General features: G+C 73.9%; 13 protein-coding genes and 1 pseudogene. 7 read left to right on the top strand and 7 right to left on the bottom strand.

Features of this window, described 5'->3' with window-relative positions; translation table 11 throughout:
* Positions 1–4: 4 nt before the first annotated feature.
* Positions 5–1,291 (bottom strand): phenylacetate--CoA ligase PaaK, encoded by a 1,287-nt coding sequence (gene paaK / locus AB0H53_RS11270; RefSeq protein WP_362109970.1) that lies wholly within the window; start codon positions 1,289–1,291, stop codon positions 5–7.
* A gap of 246 nt (positions 1,292–1,537) precedes the next feature.
* On the opposite strand from paaK, the gene AB0H53_RS11265 reads away from it, so the two are divergent.
* From AB0H53_RS11265 to AB0H53_RS11250, 4 genes are all read left to right on the top strand, one after another.
* Positions 1,538–1,774: a DUF397 domain-containing protein gene (locus tag AB0H53_RS11265; protein WP_362109968.1), complete on the top strand. Its 237-nt coding sequence runs from the start codon at positions 1,538–1,540 to the stop codon at positions 1,772–1,774.
* A 145-nt stretch (positions 1,775–1,919) separates the two neighbouring features.
* Positions 1,920–2,321: an ACT domain-containing protein gene (locus AB0H53_RS11260; RefSeq protein ID WP_362109966.1), complete on the top strand. Its 402-nt coding sequence runs from the start codon at positions 1,920–1,922 to the stop codon at positions 2,319–2,321.
* 205 nt (positions 2,322–2,526) lie between these two features.
* Positions 2,527–3,027, top strand: coding sequence for a hypothetical protein (locus AB0H53_RS11255; RefSeq protein ID WP_362109964.1), 501 nt, complete (start codon positions 2,527–2,529; stop codon positions 3,025–3,027).
* 95 nt (positions 3,028–3,122) lie between these two features.
* Positions 3,123–3,518, top strand: coding sequence for an RNA-binding S4 domain-containing protein (locus AB0H53_RS11250; protein WP_362109962.1), 396 nt, complete (start codon positions 3,123–3,125; stop codon positions 3,516–3,518).
* Between the two features lie 151 nt (positions 3,519–3,669).
* On the opposite strand, the gene AB0H53_RS11245 is transcribed toward AB0H53_RS11250, so the two are convergent.
* The 3 genes from AB0H53_RS11245 to AB0H53_RS11235 form a co-directional block, all read right to left on the bottom strand.
* Positions 3,670–5,859, bottom strand: coding sequence for a terpene synthase family protein (locus tag AB0H53_RS11245; RefSeq protein WP_362109960.1), 2,190 nt, complete (start codon positions 5,857–5,859; stop codon positions 3,670–3,672).
* A 495-nt stretch (positions 5,860–6,354) separates the two neighbouring features.
* A complete protein-coding gene (locus tag AB0H53_RS11240) occupies positions 6,355–6,630 on the bottom strand; it encodes a GlsB/YeaQ/YmgE family stress response membrane protein (protein WP_362109958.1) in 276 nt (91 codons plus the stop codon).
* Between the two features lie 794 nt (positions 6,631–7,424).
* On the bottom strand, positions 7,425–8,546 hold the full coding sequence (locus AB0H53_RS11235) for an aminoglycoside phosphotransferase family protein (RefSeq protein WP_362109956.1): 1,122 nt from the start codon (positions 8,544–8,546) through the stop codon (positions 7,425–7,427).
* A gap of 235 nt (positions 8,547–8,781) precedes the next feature.
* Here AB0H53_RS11235 and AB0H53_RS11230 point away from each other — a divergent pair, with 235 nt between their 5' ends.
* Positions 8,782–10,311: a hypothetical protein gene (locus AB0H53_RS11230; protein ID WP_362109955.1), complete on the top strand. Its 1,530-nt coding sequence runs from the start codon at positions 8,782–8,784 to the stop codon at positions 10,309–10,311.
* Between the two features lie 133 nt (positions 10,312–10,444).
* Here the strand turns inward: AB0H53_RS11230 and AB0H53_RS11225 are convergent, their stop codons facing one another.
* Both AB0H53_RS11225 and AB0H53_RS11220 read right to left on the bottom strand, forming a co-directional pair.
* Complete coding sequence (locus tag AB0H53_RS11225; RefSeq protein ID WP_362109953.1) at positions 10,445–11,911, bottom strand: SpoIIE family protein phosphatase; 1,467 nt, start codon at positions 11,909–11,911, stop codon at positions 10,445–10,447.
* A gap of 164 nt (positions 11,912–12,075) precedes the next feature.
* Positions 12,076–12,430, bottom strand: a pseudogene (locus AB0H53_RS11220) (SDR family oxidoreductase); the annotation flags it as partial.
* 252 nt (positions 12,431–12,682) lie between these two features.
* On the opposite strand from AB0H53_RS11220, the gene AB0H53_RS11215 reads away from it, so the two are divergent.
* Both AB0H53_RS11215 and AB0H53_RS11210 read left to right on the top strand, forming a co-directional pair.
* Positions 12,683–13,708 (top strand): NAD-dependent epimerase/dehydratase family protein, encoded by a 1,026-nt coding sequence (locus tag AB0H53_RS11215; RefSeq protein ID WP_362109951.1) that lies wholly within the window; start codon positions 12,683–12,685, stop codon positions 13,706–13,708.
* Between the two features lie 120 nt (positions 13,709–13,828).
* Positions 13,829–14,830 carry a hypothetical protein gene (locus AB0H53_RS11210; RefSeq protein ID WP_362109949.1) on the top strand — a complete coding sequence of 334 codons (1,002 nt, stop codon included), beginning with the start codon at positions 13,829–13,831 and terminating at the stop codon, positions 14,828–14,830.
* Here AB0H53_RS11210 and AB0H53_RS11205 read toward each other — a convergent pair.
* Complete coding sequence (locus AB0H53_RS11205; protein ID WP_362109947.1) at positions 14,778–16,046, bottom strand: cation:proton antiporter; 1,269 nt, start codon at positions 16,044–16,046, stop codon at positions 14,778–14,780. The genes AB0H53_RS11210 and AB0H53_RS11205 overlap by 53 nt on opposite strands.
* Positions 16,047–16,060 lie beyond the last annotated feature (14 nt).

Genomic DNA, 16,060 nt, shown 5'->3' with positions numbered 1-16,060 from the left:
CAGGTCACGTGCCGCGCAGGTCGACGATCCGCCTCAGCTTGCCCTCCGACCGCTCCAGCGTCTCCGGGGCCACCACCTCGACCCCGACCGACACGCCGATCCCGTCCCTGACGGCCGCCGCCACCGCCCGCGCCGCCTCCGCCCGCTGCCCGGGCGTCGCCTCCGCCCGCGCCTCGGCCCGGACGGTCAGCGCGTCCAGCCGGCCCTCCCGGGTCAGGCGCAACTGGAAATGCGGGGCGAGGTACGGCGTACGCAGCACGATCTCCTCGATCTGCGTGGGGAACAGGTTGACCCCGCGCAGGATCACCATGTCGTCACTGCGCCCGGTCACCCGTTCCATCCGCCGGAACACCCGTGCCGTCCCCGGCAGCAACCGGGTCAGGTCCCGTGTCCGGTACCGGATGACCGGCATCGCCTCCTTGGTGAGCGTGGTGAACACCAGTTCGCCCCGCTCCCCGTCCGGCAGCACCTCGCCCGTCACCGGGTCGACGACCTCCGGGTAGAAGTGGTCCTCCCAGATGTGTGGCCCGTCCTTGGTCTCCACGCACTCCTGCGCCACCCCCGGGCCCATCACCTCCGACAGGCCGTATATGTCCACCGCGTCGATCGCGAACCGCTCCTCGATCTCCCGCCGCATCGCGTCCGTCCACGGCTCGGCACCGAAGACCCCCACCTTCAGCGAGGTGCGGCGCGGGTCGACCCCCTGCCGCTCGAACTCGTCCAGGAGGGTGAGCATGTACGAGGGCGTCACCATGATGACCTCGGGCTGGAAGTCCTGGATCAGCCGCACCTGGCGGGCCGTCATCCCGCCGGACGCCGGGACGACCGTGCAACCGAGCCGCTCCGCGCCGTAGTGCGCCCCCAGGCCGCCGGTGAACAGCCCGTACCCGTAGGCGACATGGACCGTCTGTCCGGGCCGACCCCCGGCGGCGCGGATCGACCGCGCCACCACATCCGCCCAGGTGTCCAGATCCCGGTCGGTGTACCCGACGACCGTGGGCCGGCCTGTCGTCCCGCTCGACGCGTGGATCCGCCGCACCCGGGACCGCTCCACGGCGAACATCCCGAACGGATAGTGCTCCCGCAGGTCCGACTTGGCCGTGAAGGGGAAACGGGCGAGGTCGGCGAGCGTACGACAGTCCTCGGGGCGCAGCCCCGCCTCGTCGAACGCCCGCCGGTAGAAGCCCACGTTCTCGTACGCGTGGCGCAGGGTCGCCCGCAGCCGCTCCAGCTGAAGCGCCGCCAGCTCGTCACGGCCGAGCCGCTCCCCGGCGTCGAGCAGGTCCGTCATGTGCCGTTCTCCCGTCCCGAGGCGTCATCATGTCGACCGACCATTCGGTCGACACGTCGGGGATCAGTAATCCAAGCCGCCCGCCCGTTGGCAAGGGGCCGGGAGCCGGTGTGTGGGTGCGCGCGGCGGCGGGGCGCGGCCGCCACCGGTCGGCCAGGACCTGCTCCCGGGCCGGCCTCGGCCTGTCCCGTGCCGGTCCCGGTGGCTACGCTGAGCGCGCACGGGGAACCGGGAGGGAGCACGCACATGGCAGATGCCACCGCCGAGCGACAGCCCAGGGGATGGGGCAAGCCGGATCTCGACCTCAGCGACGCCGACTGGCGGGCCAGCAGTCAGGGGGCGGACGTCCAGATCGCGTTCGTCGAGGGGTTCATCGCGATGCGCAACGGCCGCCGTCCGGAAAGCCCGTCGCTCGTCTTCGCCCCGGCGGAGTGGCGGGCGTTCGTCCGTGGCGCCCTGGAGGGCCGGTTCGACGTCACCTGACCCCCACAGCGGGGACCGTGAACAGCGGCTCGTCACCGGCCAGCCGGGTGACGAGCAGCGCGGCCGGCGGGATGACGACGAGGACGATCAGCCAGGACAGTGGACCGGGGAGCCGGAACCGGTCGTACGCCCTAGGCTGGTGATCATGAGTGGAGAGCGTGATCTGACCCGGCTCATCGCCGGCATGCGGCCCGAGCAGAACCCCGGCCGCTATGTCTTCGCCACGGTCGACGGCCCCGCCGTCCCGCCCGGTCTGCACCCCGTCGTCACCGTCGCCGAGTCGGAGGGGCTGACCGTGGTGGTGCGGGAGGAGGAGGCCGACGCCGCTTCGCTCCCGTACGACTTCGTGGCCGGCTGGATCACCCTGCGTGTCCACTCGGCGCTGGACGCCGTCGGGCTGACCGCCGCCGTGGCCCGCGAGCTCGCCGACGCCGGACTGAGCTGCAATGTGGTGGCGGGCCACCACCACGATCACCTCTTCGTGGAGTACGCCCGGGTGGGCGAGGCCCTCACCGCGCTGCGCCGCCTCGCACAGCGCTCGGCCTGAGCCCGGCCCCGTCCCGGAGAGGACGCCCGGCCCGCGCCCCGACCCACCCGGCGACTGCTGGGCACGGGGACGGACCGGGCCGCGGCGGCCGCCGCCCGCGGCGGTGAACCGGGCCGTGGCAGGGGCGCCCGGGAGGCCCCGGCGACGGGGCGCCGGGGAGCGGACCCGGCGCGGCCCGGGACGCCCGGGCACGTACCATGGCGGCATGTCCTTCCTCCGCCGCCGCAGCGCCGCCACACCCGCCGGCCCGGACTTCGATGTCCTGGCCATGGACCCGGGCGACTGGCCCGGCAACCTCGGTGCCGGTCTGCTCCCCGCCGCCGACGGCACCTGTCAGGGCGTCTTCCTGCGGTACGACCTGTTCGGCGGCCGCGGCCCGGCGATGATCATCGGCAACCTCCCGGAGGGTTCTCCGGCGCGTGAGCTCGGGGAGGGCCAGATCCCCTTCGAGGTGGCGCAGCTCCTCGCGGCGCTGGAGAACGACGAGCCGGTCGAGGTCGTCGAGACCGAGGACGTGCCGGTCATGCAGGGCGACAACCTGCTCGTCGTGCGCCGCCTGAAGCTCTCCGAGAGCCGGATCTCCTGCGTCCAGTTCGACCGCAGCGACAACGTCCTCGTCACCATCGCCAGTTGGGACCGGCCGATCACGGACGATCTGTACGCCCTGCTCAAGCCGCTGCCCGCGGAACTCTTCCAGCAGGGCTGACGGCACCCCCCAGCCGGACGCCGCCCGGACACGGGCCCTCCCGCGTGCGGAGCATGCCCGGGCCGCTGTCCGGACCGCCGACTAGAGTCGGAACCATGGCTACCGACGAGGGGAACACGACCGCGACCGCGCGGGTGGACAGCTGGATCTGGGCGGTACGGCTCACCAAGACACGCTCGCAGGCCGCCACGGCCTGCCGGGCCGGCCACGTCCGGGTGAACGGGGAGCGTGCCAAGCCGGCCCAGCCCGTCCAGGCGGGCGACGAGGTCCGGCTCTTCCACGCGGGCCGCGAGCGCGTCGTCGAGGTGAAGCGGGCCATCGCCAAGCGGGTCGGCGCGCCCGTCGCCGCCGAGGCGTACGCCGACAACAGCCCGCCCCCGCCGCCCCGCGAGCACGTCGCCCTCGCCGGTGTCCGGGACCGCGGCGCCGGCCGGCCCACCAAGCGCGAACGCCGCGAACTGGACCAGCTCCGCGGCATCCGCCCGTCCTGACCGCCGTCGCCGTGCGACCCCGGGGCCGTCGGCGAGGACCGTCCGGGCCCGGCCGGATCGTCGCCCGGTCACCGCGGTCGCCCCGGTCGCCCGGCTGGATCGTTTGCCCCGGACGCCCGAGCGTCCGGGGCAGGCCCGGCCGGCTCCGCCGTCACCCGGCGAACAGCCCCGCCACCCTGGCCGCCGACGTTCCCAGCCCCGTCGGACCGCCGCGCCGCACCGCCGTACCGCTGCCCGAGCGCACGTCCTCGGCCCGGTAGCGGCGCACCCCGCGGTGCCAGTTGAGGATGCCCACGAGCCAGTCCTCCAGCTCCCGCACGTACGTCTCGACCGCCGCCCTGCCCTCCTGGCCCAGCCCGTGCTCCTCGTACAGCACCGGCAGCTCGTGCTTCTTGATGTGTTCGAACTGGCGCAGCCGGCCGCGCATCAGATCGCCCACGATCGCCACACCGGTCGGGTAGTCGCAACCGAAGAAGGACTGCACCACCAGCACCCCGTTGTGCACCTCGCCCTCGACCTCGATCTCCTTCTGGTACGAGAAGAGGTCGTTGAGCAGCGTCCCGTAGTCCGCCGCCGAGTTCTCCAGGCCGCGCAGGGGCCCACTGCGCAGGATCTCCGGCGGCAGCCGGTGCGCGTGCCGCAGCCGCGCCAGGCTCATCGTGAGATCCGACCCGAAGGTCAGGCGCCGCATCTCCACGTAGTCCACCGGATCGGGCACCCGGTGCTGCGCCTGGTTGTGCAGCTCCCACAGCCAGCTCTCCAGCATGTCGTCCAGCGCCCGGCGCAGTGCCTGCCGTGCCGGCGGCCCCATCGGCCCGGCGGTGCGCGCCCACAGGTCGGCGAGCGCCCGCTCCATCGGACTGACGGCGACACCGGCGCCGGCCGCCGGGTCGGCCACCGGCATACAGGCCATGAGCCGGTCGGTGCAGAGCTTGGCCCCCAGCAGATCGCGCGGCCGGCCGAACACCATGGGGTAGTAGTCGTCCCCGTACGTGCCCCAGGTCAGCCACTCGGCGCTGAGCTCCAACTCCTCGGCGGTGGCGTCGGGGTCGAGGCCGGCCGAGCACAGCGCGAAGTCGAAGCCGGCCAGCATCGGCCGGTCCCAGATGTCACCGAGCAGGCCCATCCGCTCCGCCCAGGCCAGGGACTTGGCGCGGGCGTCGTCCAGATGCGGGCTGAGCGTCAGCGGGTACGGCAGGTCGAACTCCGGCAGCAGCGAGGGGCCCACCGACTGGTGCGGCACATGGGTCAGGCCGCGCAGCCGGGCGGCGGCCGGGCGGCCGAACAGGGTGTGGACGTCGAGCGCCGATGTGCCCAGCACTCCGTTGAGCGACGGGGAGACGCCGCGTGTCCCCTCGTTCATGTACCGGCTGGAGCGCGTGTGCCACTCGTGGCCGCCGGACTGCCAGTCCTGGAGTCCCTTGGCATAGGCGGCGACCGCGCCGGTCTCCGCCGGAGTCAGGCCCTTCTCCCGGCAGAGGGCGGGCACCTCGGTCACCGCCGTGTTCTCGAACTGCTGGAGACGCGAGGTCAGCAGGTCGTTGACGGCTTCGGCCGCCTCCTGCGTCGAGCATCCCAGGAAGGTCTCCAGCACCAGCACGCCGTTGCTGTTCTCGCCCTCCTCCTCGACCTCCCGCTGGTAAGAGAAGAGGTCGTTGCGCAGGTGCACCGCGTCGGAGAACGCGTCACGCAGCACCCGCAGCGGCCGGGACCCGGCCACCGCCTCGGGCACCTCGGCGCCCGCCGCGTACTCCACCAGCCCGGCCGACCAGGGCGCCCCGCCCACCTTGCGGCGCATCTCGATGTACTCGACCGGGTTGGCGATCCTGCCTTCCCGGATGTTGGCCAGCTCCCACATCGACTCGTTCAGCAGGTTCTCGGTGGCCTCGGCGAACCGGGCCCGCCAGGCCGGTGACATCGCGGGTACGGTACGTGCCCACAGGTCGGCCAGGCCCGCCTCGACCGGGTGGACCGGCTCCGGTGTGCCCCGGGCGGGGTCCGTCGGCATGAAGGCGGGCAGCCGGTCCAGGTACGCCTTGGCACCGGCCAGGTCGGGGGTGCGCTTGAAGACCTCGAGGAAGTGGTCGTCGAAGAAGAAGACCCACACGTACCAGTCGGTGACCAGGGACAGCGCCTCGGCGTCGCAATCCGGGTGGGTGTAGGCGCACAGCAGGGCGTAGTCGTGCGCGTCGAGGTCGTGCTCCTCCCAGATGCCGGACCCCTCCAGCATCCCCATCCGCCGCGCCCACTGTTTGGTGTGGGCGCGCGCCGCCTCCAGATGGGGATTGAGGCGCGCCGGATACGGCACATAGAAATCCGGCAGGACGAAGGGCTGTGCCATGCGTGCCAGGCCTTTCGGTAAGCGTGTGGGCTAGCGCGCCAGCCCTACCCTTCGCCCGGGTGGCCTACGCAACACCCGTATTAGTCATATGAACGCCAGCGGTGCGACCGAACGCCGGCCCGTGCCGACGGCCGGACCGGCGACCGCCCCGCTTGGGTCCCGGGTCCGCCGACCGGCCCTCCCTCATAACCCCGGCCGGGGTCCGAGGCCCACCGGCCGGTGACCGCGACGGCACGCCCCCCACCGGGTCGTCGCGGGCCGCGCGCCCGGCGGCCGGCCGTGTGGACGGCGCCCGGACCCGGGTCGCTCGGCCCGTCACGCCCGGCGGACCGGCCGGTGACCGCTCCCGGGCGGCGGGAAACGACAGGGGCCGCCGGGACCCAAGAAGTCCCGGCGGCCCCTGACGGCCTTCGTTCCACAGCGTCTTCAGCGCCTGAGCGTCACCGCGTGGCAGGGCGGGAGAACGTCGTCCGTGCTCCACGGCCCCCGGCGGGGTCAGGCGTGCGCCCGGCGGCCTCGCCCGGTGACGAGGCGGTAGAGCGCGAGAACGATCACGGATCCGATGATCGCGGCGATCCAGGTGGACAGGTGGAAGAACCCGTCGATGGAGTCCACCCCGAAGACGACCTTGCCCAGCCAGCCGCCCAGGAGGCCGCCGACGATTCCGATGAGCATCGTCACGAGGACGCCGCCGGGGTCCTTACCAGGCATCAGCGCCTTGGCGATCGCTCCGGCCAGCAGACCGATGATGATCCACGCGATGATTCCCATGCTCGACCTCCATGACGGTTACGCACCTCCCGCCGGCGGCGGGGACGAATCATCGCGTTACCTGGGGCGGTACCGGTAAACACCCGCGGGGCCCGGGTGCCGCGTCGTGGGGCCGGACGGCCCCCGCCCGGAGAGGCGGAAGTCCCGGCAGGCCGGGCCGGACGGCGGGTGTGCGGTACCGCGCGCCGGGGAAACCACCAACGGCCGTTCATCGCCTGGCCGCACCGCGCGGGACGGCGCGTCCGCCACCGCACCGGGCGGGGGAGCGAACAGCCGGACAGGGCACCCGTCATTCAGTGGACCGCTCGCGCCGGGCCCCGGCTTCCGCGGGCCACCGACCTGTGCGTGCCGGCCGGTGGGCCCCACCGGATCCTTCCGGGTGCGCACCCGGGCCGCGGGGACGCGGTGGGCCGCGCCGAACGGCGACGCGCCGGCCGGTAGTGCGCCGTGCCCCGGCCGTGGTGCTCGCCGTGTGTGGCGGTATGCGCGCCCCGGGCATCGGCGTGGCTGTGGCCGAGCCGGTGCCCGAGCCGCCCCCGGGCCCGTACCGGGTGCTCGTCACCTCCACGGAGCCTCCCGTCGCCGCGTACGGCCCGCCGTCGGTCCTCGATCGTCCCTGACGGCCCGGGCATGACGTCCCGGGAATGACGTCCCCGGAACGGGCCGGGCATGACGTCCCCGGAACGGGCCGGACGGGACGTCACGGGCCGGTCGCGGGAGCCGGTTCCAGCAGCGCGCCGGGTGTCCGGTGCCTCGGCATGGGACACCCGGCGCGCTTCCCCCTCGTGGGGCGGTCAGCGGGTGCCGACCGCCGCGCGCACCGCCCGCCGGGCCAGTGCGCAGTCGTCGTGCAGCCGCCTCAGCAGCAGCCGCTGTTCCTCCCCCACGGACACCGCACCCGGCTGGGCCGGCACCGAGCCGGCCGGTGGGGCCTCTCGTATCGTGCGCTGCACCGCCGTCTCGTACGTACGGATCTCCCGGGTCAGCACCAGCATCAGGTTCACCAGGAACGCGTCCCGTGCCGTCGGCCCGCCGACCTGCGCCAGCTGGCTGATGTGCCGCCGGGCGGCCGGCGCGTCGCCCAGCACGGTCCACAGGGTCGCCAGGTCGTATCCTGGCAGGTACCAGCCCGCGTGCTCCCAGTCCACCAGCACCGGACCGGCCGGTGAGAGGAGCATGTTGGCGAGCAGCGCGTCACCGTGGCAGAACTGGCCCATGCCGTGCCGCCCGCCCGCCTGAGCCAGGCCGTGCAGCAGCTTCTGCAGGTCGTCGCGGTCCCGGTCGGTGAACAGACCGAGCTCGTGGTAGCGCGCGATCCGCGACGGATAGTCGAGCGGTGCCTCGAACGTCCCGGCCGACGGCCGCCACGCGTTGAGCCGGACGACCGCGCCGAGCACGGCCCGCAGGTCGGCGCGGGGCGGCACCTCGGACACGTGCCGGGTGAGGGCCGCGGCGCGGCCGGGCATGCGTTCGACGACCAGCGTGCAGTTGTCCGGGTCCGCGGCGATCAGGCGCGGCGCCCGCACCGGCGGCCGGTGCCGGACGAAGGTGCGGTAGGCGGCGATCTCGTGCCGGAAACGCTCCACCCAGGCGGGGGAGTGGTCCAGTAAGCACTTGGCGACCGCGGTCATCCGTCCCGTGGTGCCCACGATCAGCACCGAGCGCCCGCTGCGCCGCATCACCTGCACCGGGTTGAACTCCGGGCAGACGCGGTGCACCGAGGCGATGGCCTTCCGCAACTGCGCGCCCTGCGCGCCGGACAGGTCGATGCGCCCGCTGAGCGGCCCCGTCACGGCCCCCGCCCAGCGCCGGGGCCGGCCCCCCGCCTGGGACGGAAGCGGATACGGCCCGCTGCCGACCGGGGTGGATCGCTGCGGCCGGGGCGGGGCGGACACGGAGGACGATGCTGTGTACATGAGGCGAGACAGATCCCTTCGTGCGCCGACGAGTTATCCGCGCTGCCCCGTCCCGGCGACCGGCCGACACCCTGGGGAATGAGGTCCGGTCGCCGGGACGGGGTGGCGCGTTCCTACCTGACACCCGGGCGCGGGTGGCACACCATCTGGCGGACCCTGGCGAACCCTGGCGAATAGTCGCCAGCCCTATGCCAGGCGGTTACTGTCAACTCAGCCGAGAACCTGGGGGCTTGACGTGACCGGAGAACCCAACACCCGCCTTGCAGACCTGTTCGGCCTCGCCGGCTGGTCCAAGGGCGAACTCGCGAGGCTGGTGAACCGGCAGGCGGCGGCCATGGGCCACCCGCAGCTGGCGACCGACACCTCACGGGTCCGGCGCTGGATCGACATGGGGGAGACCCCGCGCGATCCCGTGCCGCGGGTGCTGGCGGCCCTGTTCACCGAGCGACTCGGCCGTGTCGTGACCATCGAGGACCTCGGGTTCGTACGACACGGGCGCGCCGGGAAACGGCGGGACGTCAGGAACGACGACAACCCTGACGGGCTGCCCTGGGCGTCCGAGCGTACGGTCGCGGTCCTCACCGAATTCACGGGAATGGACCTCATGCTCAACCGACGCGGCTTGGTGGGCGCGGGCGCCGCGCTCGCCGCAGGCTCCGCACTCACCAGTGCCATGCAGGACTGGCTCCGTACCGACCCCTCTCCTCCCGTCGGCATCCGCCGGGGTGGCGACCCCCTGCACGCCGATCCGGCGGGGTTCGACCGCTACGAGGCGGCCCCCGTCGGGTCGCAGGAGATCGAAGCGCTGGAGCGCTCGGTCGAAGTGTTCCGCGCCTGGGACGCCGCGCGCGGCGGTGGCCTCCAGCGCAAGGCGGTGGTGGGCCAGCTCAACGAGGTGGGCGGCATGCTCGCCTACCGCCACCCCGACCACCTCCAGCGGCGCCTGTGGGGCGTCGCCGCCAACCTGGCCGTCCTCGCCGGCTGGATGTCCCACGACGTGGGCCTGGAACCCACCGCGCAGAAGTACTTCGTGATCGCCGCCCACGCGGCCCGGGAGGGCGGCGACCGGCCGCGCGCCGGGGAGGCGCTGTCCCGCGCCGCCCGCCAGATGGTCCACCTGGGCCGCCCGGACGACGCCCTGGACCTGATGCAACTCGCCAGGTCCGGTTCGGGCGACGAGGTGCTGCCGCGCACCCAGGCGATGCTGCACACCATCGAGGCGTGGGCGCAGGCGTCGATGGGCCGCGGCCAGGCGATGCGCCGCACCCTCGGCGAGGCCGAGGAGCTCTTCGTCTCCGACAAGGGGGACGTGCCCCCGCCCAGCTGGATGCAGATGTTCGACGAGGCCGACCTGCACGGTATGCAGGCCCTCGCGTACCGGACCCTGGCCGACCACGATCCCTCGGCCGCGCTCCCCGCGCAGCGCCATGCCAAACAGGCCCTGGAGCTGCGCGAGGGCGGTCGCCAGCGGTCGAAGATCTTCGACTACATCTCCCTGGCGTCGGCGTGCTTCATCGCCGACGACCCGGAGCAGGCCGACCGGTACGCCCGGTTGGCGCTGGTGTCGATAGGGGAGACCTCCTCGCACCGCACCTGGGACCGATTGCGGGAGATGTACCGGCTCACCGGCGAGTACGGGGGTTACTCCAAGATCGACGACCTCCGTGAGGAGATCGAGGTGGCCATGCCGAGCAACCTCAGGAAGCCGCCGAACGCCCGGACCGCGCCCGGCGCGCGGACGGAGCCGCGGAGCACCCGGATCTAGCCCGCCGGCACGGCACGCCGCACGGCCGTCCCCACCGGACTCGCACTCCGGCCCGTACGCCGCCCTCCGGCGCCGCACGGACGCCCGATCCGGCTGCCCCGCCCCTCCACCGCCACCCGTCAGCGGGCCCCCCTCACCGCTCGTCGCCGACCCTGGCGACCACGACACAGGCGTCGTCCTCGTGGGACGGTACGCCGAACTCCTCCACCACCGACCGCACACACTCCCGCGCACCGTGCGCCCCGGCGACCCGTGGCGCCAGACCCAGCAACCTGTCCGCCCGGGAGTTGCCCGTGCCGGGGTCGCCGGCCGGCCCGTCCGTGTGCAGCATCAGCACGTCCCCGGGCAGCAGCCGCACCTGGGCCTGCTCGTACGCCGCCCCGGACGTCGCGCCCAGCAGCACACCGTCCGGGCGGGTCAGCGCGCACCCCGTCCCGCCGCGCAGCAGCAGCGGGGCGGGGTGTCCGGCCTGCGCCCAGCGCAGCGTCCCGGACGCCGGGCTGTACCGGCAGCACACCGCGCTGCCGAGAGCCGCCTGGGCCGACGACTCCAGCACCTGGTTGAGGTGGCCCAGCAGGGCGCCCGGCTCGATCCCCGCCACCGCCATGCCCCGCAGCGCGCCCAGCAGCAGCGCCATCGCGGACGTGGCGCTCAGACCGTGCCCGGTGAGCTCGCCGACGGTGAGCAGCGCGTCCCCGCCGGGCAGCTCCATGGCGTCGTACCAGTTGCCGCCCATCAGGGCGGTGCCGCGCGAGCGCAGGCAGTGCACCGCCACGTCCAGCGCGGCCGTGCCCCGCCGGGGCAGGCGCAGCGGGCCCTGCCACGCCGGCAGGACCGCCTCCTGGAGCTCCACGACCACCCGGTGCTCGGTCTGCTCCAGGTGCCGGCGGCGCTGGAGCGAGTCCCGCGACTCCCGTACCGCCCGCTCGCTGCGACGCAGTTCGCTGACGTCCCGTAAGACGGCCCACATGGACGCGGTGCACCCGTCGGCGTCCAGCACCGGCTCGCCCATCATGTGCAGGGTCCGCACCCGCCCGTCGCCGCGGACGATCCGGAACTCGCCGTCGATCGGCTTGCCGTCGATCAGGCAGCCGGTGACCATCGTGGTGAGCAGCGCCTGGTCCTCGGCGAACACCATGGAGGGCAGCTCGTCCAGGGACATCGGCCCGGTCCCGGGGGAGCGGCCGAGGATCCGGTACAGCTCCTCCGACCAGTTCACCTCGTCGGTCAGGAGATTCCACTCCGCGCTGCCGACGCGGCTGAGGAGGGATCCGGCGGGCCGCTCCTCGGAGCCGGCCCCGGCGTCGGGCGGGGACACGTGCGCCTCCGCCGGCCCGGGCTCCGCCTCGGGCGCGAGCAGGTCCGGCGGGCCTTCCTTCAACTGGCCCAACTGGGCGCGTACGTCGTCGAGCTGATGGGCGGCCAGTTCGCACAGCGCGCGCTGCCAGCGTCCCTGCGGGTCGTCCTCGTCGGCCACCGCGTCCCGGCGGACGGCGTCCAGGTCGCCGCGGAGCCTGCGGGTCTGCGAGATCAGGGCGTCCACCGTGCCGCGCTCGGGCGGCTGAGGGGCGGAACGGTCCGCGAAGAGATGGGACGGCATGTGGTACTCCGATACAGGCGCGGCGCGCGGCCAGGGTCGTCAAAGCAGTGACCGGTTACGACTGTTGCACAGGCGGACAGGGCCTGTAAGACGTTTGGCGACACTCGATCCGGTGGTGCTTTTGGCATATGCCAAGGGCGTGGCGGGATTCGGCCACCGGCGGATCACGGCAGGACCGCGTCCACGCATCCTCCGCCGACCCGCGGGGCGCCCCCGGTGGTCGCCGGCGCCTGCGGCGAGCCGAGGTGGACCACCATGTGCGCGATCTCCTCGGGTTCGATCGGCCGCCCCAGCGGTGACCGCGGCCGGTGCTCGTGGACGGACTCCCGCCGTGCCTGCCGCCCAGGATAGGTCCCGGCCGACCGGCCCGTACCCGGACTCCTCGACGCCACCGGTGCGGGTGGGGCCGGTGATCACGGAGTTGACGGTGACGCCGGTTCCGGCGGCTTCCTCGGCGAAGTCCCCGCCCACCGCCGGCGGCACGGTCCCGGCCACGCCGTACGGGATCAGCCCGGCCGGAAAGGTCGTCCGCCTCGGGCAGCGGCCCCGCCGCCGGCGCCGGCCCGGCGGTGGCGGGAACCACCTCGGCGACGGGCGCCTCCCCGTGCGGCCGTGCGACCGCGGGCGTCACGCCGTCCGGGCCGCGCCCGTCGACCGCCACCGGGGTGTCCGGGAGCGTCCGGCGCGCCGCCCGACGTGGACCGCCCCGCAGGGGGTACTCGCTGTGTCCCGGCGCGGTGCCGGGGACCGGACCGTCGGAGGGCGAGAACCGTGAGCATGGAAGCCGGCAAGAGGGTCGTCGTCACCGGAGCCACCGGAAACGTCGGCACCAGCGTGGTGGCGGCTCTGGCACAGGACCCGCAGATCTCATCCGTACTGGGGCTGGCACGCAGGGTGCCCGGATGGTCGCCGCCCAAGACCCAGTGGGCGTCGGTGGACCTCGCGCAGGAGACCGACCTGGTGCGGCATTTCGAGGGTGCCGACACGGTGATCCACCTGGCCTGGGCCTTCCAGCCGACGCACGACCCGGTCAAGACCTGGCGCACCAATGTGCACGGCAGCCTCCAGGTGTTCCGCGACGTCTCCGCGGCGGGCGTGCCCGCGCTGATCCACGCCTCCTCGGTGGGTGCCTACTCGCCCGGACCCAAGGACCGGCCGGTCGACGAGTCATGGCCCACGCACGGCTGGCCGGAGGCCGCGTACTGCCGGGAGAAGGCCTATCTGGAACGGGTCCTCGACTCCTTCGAGGTGCGCAACCCCGGCGTGCGCGTGGTGCGGATGCGTCCGGCGTTCCTCTTCAAGGAGGAGTCGGGCAGCGAGCAGCGCCGGATCTTCGCCGGGCGCTTCATGCCGGGCCAGCTCGCCTCGCCCAGGGCCGTGCCCGTCGTACCGGACATCCCGGGGCTGCGGTTCCAGGCGCTGCACACCGACGACGCGGCCCAGGCGTACCGGATCGCCGTCACCGAGGACGTGCGCGGCCCCTTCAACCTGGCCGCCGAGCCGCCGGTGGGTGCGGCCGAGCTCGCCGGGCTGCTCGACGCCCGTGTCGTCCGGGTACCGCGCCCGGCCGCCCGCACCCTGCTGGCCGCCGGGTGGGGACTGCGGCTGATCCCCGCCTCGCCGCAGCTCTTCGACGCGGTGCTGCGGCTGCCGATGATGGACTGCACCCGGGCCAGGGCCGAGCTCGGCTGGCGGCCCGAGCGCACCGCCCTGGAGGCCATCGCGGAGATGCTGAAGGGCATGCGCGGCGGCTCGGGCATGGACACCGCGCCGCTGGCGGGCCGGCGGGCGAGCTGACGCCCCCACCCGCGCCTCCGCACGGGTGACGATCCCCCTCCGCGTGGGCAAGCCTCAAGAGAGGGCCGGGACGCCTGGGCGTCCCGGCCCCGGCAGGCTTCGGGCGAAGGGGGGGCAACCGTGCCGGACAGGCGTCCTCGCGGCTACCAGCCGGGCTGGCAGCCGCGCCCGCCGACCGTGGAGCTGCTGGCGGCCGTCGAGATGATCCTCGGCAGGTATGCCGCCCAGCTTCCGCTGACGATCGGCCAGATCTGGTACGCGGCGGTGGCCGACGGGGTGCTCGCCAAGCAGGAGAGGACCTACAAGCGCCTGGTCGAGGTCCTCGGCATGGCCCGCCGTTCCCGCCGGATCTCCTGGCTGGCGATACGCGACGACACCGGCCCGGCCGTCGAGCCCCGCGCGTACGACGGCCCCGACGGCTTCCTCCGGGCGCTGGGCGAGGCGGCCCGCGACTACCGGCTCGACCGGCAGGCCGGCCAGGAGGCCCGGCTCGAGGTGTGGTGCGACACCGCCGGCCTGGCGCCCCAGCTCGCCGCCGTCACCGACCCCTGGGGCGTGCCGGTGTACGCGGGCACCGGCTTCACCAGCCTGTCGGGCAAGCGCGCCGCCGCCCGGCGGGCCGCCGCGGGCGGGCACGACACCGTACGGATCATGGTGATCAGTGACTGGGACCCGGGCGGACTGCACCTGTTCCGGGCACTGCGGGAGGACATCACGGCGTTCGCCGCGCTCGACGCCCCCGACGTCCGCATGGAATTCGAACGCCTGGCCGTCACGGAGGCGCAGATCGCCGAGCACGCCCTGCCCACCGCGCCGGTCAAGGCCACCGACCGCCGGTCCTTCCCCAGCACCTCCACCACCCAGGCCGAATCCCTGCCCCCGGACGTACTGGCCGGTCTGGTGCGCGGGGCCATCACCCGCCGTCGCGACACCGCCGTCCTGGCCGAGGTCCTCGACCGGGAGGAGACACAGCGCAGGGTCCTGCTGGAGCACCTGCCGGGCCCGGGCCTGCCGCTCGGGGCGGCCCGCCACGGCCCGGACGGGGCGCCCCGGCGGGCGCCGGGCCCAGTCAGGGCGGGCTGCCCGGCCCCGCCTCCCGGCGGAGCCGGTCCAGCCGGGTGATGACCGGGGTCGCCGTGGCACCGTGCAGTATGACCGACACCAGGACGGTGAAGGCCACCGCCGCCCACAACGGCCCCGCCAGCCCGCCGAAGTCGTGGTGGCCGAAGGCGTACGCGAGGTAGAACAGCGACCCGATGCCCCGCAGGCCGAACACCGCGGTGACCACCCGCTCACGCGGTCCCGCGCCGAAGCCCAGCTGCCCGAGCCAGCCGGTCACCGGCCGGACGACCAGCAGGAGCAGCAGCGACACGGCCGCCCCCTGCCAGGACAGGGCCGCCAGGCCGCCGGTCGCGATGAACCCGCCGAGGAGGAAGAGCAGCACCACTGTCAGCAGCCGCTCGATCTGCTCGGTGAACTCGTGCAGCACGTTGTGGTAGCCGTGGCTGCGCTCGGCGGCCCGCAGGGTGCAGGCCGTCAGGAACACGGCGAGGAACCCGTATCCGTGCAGCAGTTCGGTGACCCCGTACGCCAGGAAGGTCGCGCCGAGGGCCACGAACCCCTCCATGTGCTCCGACAGGCGCAGCTCCTGCGCCCGGGCACGGAAGAACATCCACCCCAGCAGCCGCCCCACGACCACCCCGGCCAGCACGCCCACCGCGATCCGGCCCAGTACGTCCGCCAGTACCCATTCGCCGATCCACCCCGCCGACCAGCCGGTGCCCGCCGCCGCGGCCAGGGCGAGGGCGGCCAGGACGAAGGGGAAGGCCAGGCCGTCGTTGAGCCCCGCCTCGCTGGTGAGGGTGAACCGCACCTCGTCCTCGTCGTCCTCCGAGTCGGTCGGTTCGCCCACCCGGACCTCGGCCGCCAGCACCGGATCGGTGGGTGCCAGGACCGCCGCCAGCAGCAGGGCGGCGGCGGGCGGCCAGTCCAGCAGTGTCCAGGCCAGGACGGCGGTCACCGCGATGGACAGCGGCATGGTGATGCCCAGCAGCCGCCAGGTGCCCGCCCAGGAGCGCGGGCCCATCGGCCGGTTGATGGCGAGCCCGGCGCCCATCAGGGAGACGATGACGCAGACCTCGGTGATGTGCTCCACCCACAGGCGGTCGCGGATCGGGTCGACGGCCGGCAGCGGCACCGGCAGCAGATAGACGAGCACGCCGGCCGCCAGGAAGACCATCGGCATGGAGAAGGGGCGCTTGAAGACCACGCGCGGCAGGACGGCAGCGGCGAGCGCCCCCACGCCCAGGCCGCCGTAGATGAGATCGGAGAGGGTCACTCCGCCTCCGCCGC

The sequence above is a fragment of the Streptomyces sp. NPDC050856 genome (assembly GCF_040653855.1).
Classification (GTDB): Bacteria; Actinomycetota; Actinomycetes; order Streptomycetales; family Streptomycetaceae; genus Streptomyces.
Note: the sequence above shows the minus strand (reverse complement) of the source record. Positions and strands in the feature narration are given on the sequence as shown.

What these genes read in the sequence shown, in the direction of transcription:
- AB0H53_RS11265 (WP_362109968.1), top strand. Translation starts at nt 1,538, where the DNA reads ATGGCAGATGCCACCGCCGAGCGACAGCCCAGGGGATGGGGCAAGCCG.
- AB0H53_RS11225 (WP_362109953.1), bottom strand. Translation starts at nt 11,911, where the DNA reads ATGCCGTCCCATCTCTTCGCGGACCGTTCCGCCCCTCAGCCGCCCGAG.
- AB0H53_RS11250 (WP_362109962.1), top strand. Translation starts at nt 3,123, where the DNA reads ATGGCTACCGACGAGGGGAACACGACCGCGACCGCGCGGGTGGACAGC.
- AB0H53_RS11245 (WP_362109960.1), bottom strand. Translation starts at nt 5,859, where the DNA reads ATGGCACAGCCCTTCGTCCTGCCGGATTTCTATGTGCCGTATCCGGCG.
- AB0H53_RS11255 (WP_362109964.1), top strand. Translation starts at nt 2,527, where the DNA reads ATGTCCTTCCTCCGCCGCCGCAGCGCCGCCACACCCGCCGGCCCGGAC.
- AB0H53_RS11235 (WP_362109956.1), bottom strand. Translation starts at nt 8,546, where the DNA reads ATGTACACAGCATCGTCCTCCGTGTCCGCCCCGCCCCGGCCGCAGCGA.
- AB0H53_RS11260 (WP_362109966.1), top strand. Translation starts at nt 1,920, where the DNA reads ATGAGTGGAGAGCGTGATCTGACCCGGCTCATCGCCGGCATGCGGCCC.
- paaK (WP_362109970.1), bottom strand. Translation starts at nt 1,291, where the DNA reads ATGACGGACCTGCTCGACGCCGGGGAGCGGCTCGGCCGTGACGAGCTG.
- AB0H53_RS11240 (WP_362109958.1), bottom strand. Translation starts at nt 6,630, where the DNA reads ATGGGAATCATCGCGTGGATCATCATCGGTCTGCTGGCCGGAGCGATC.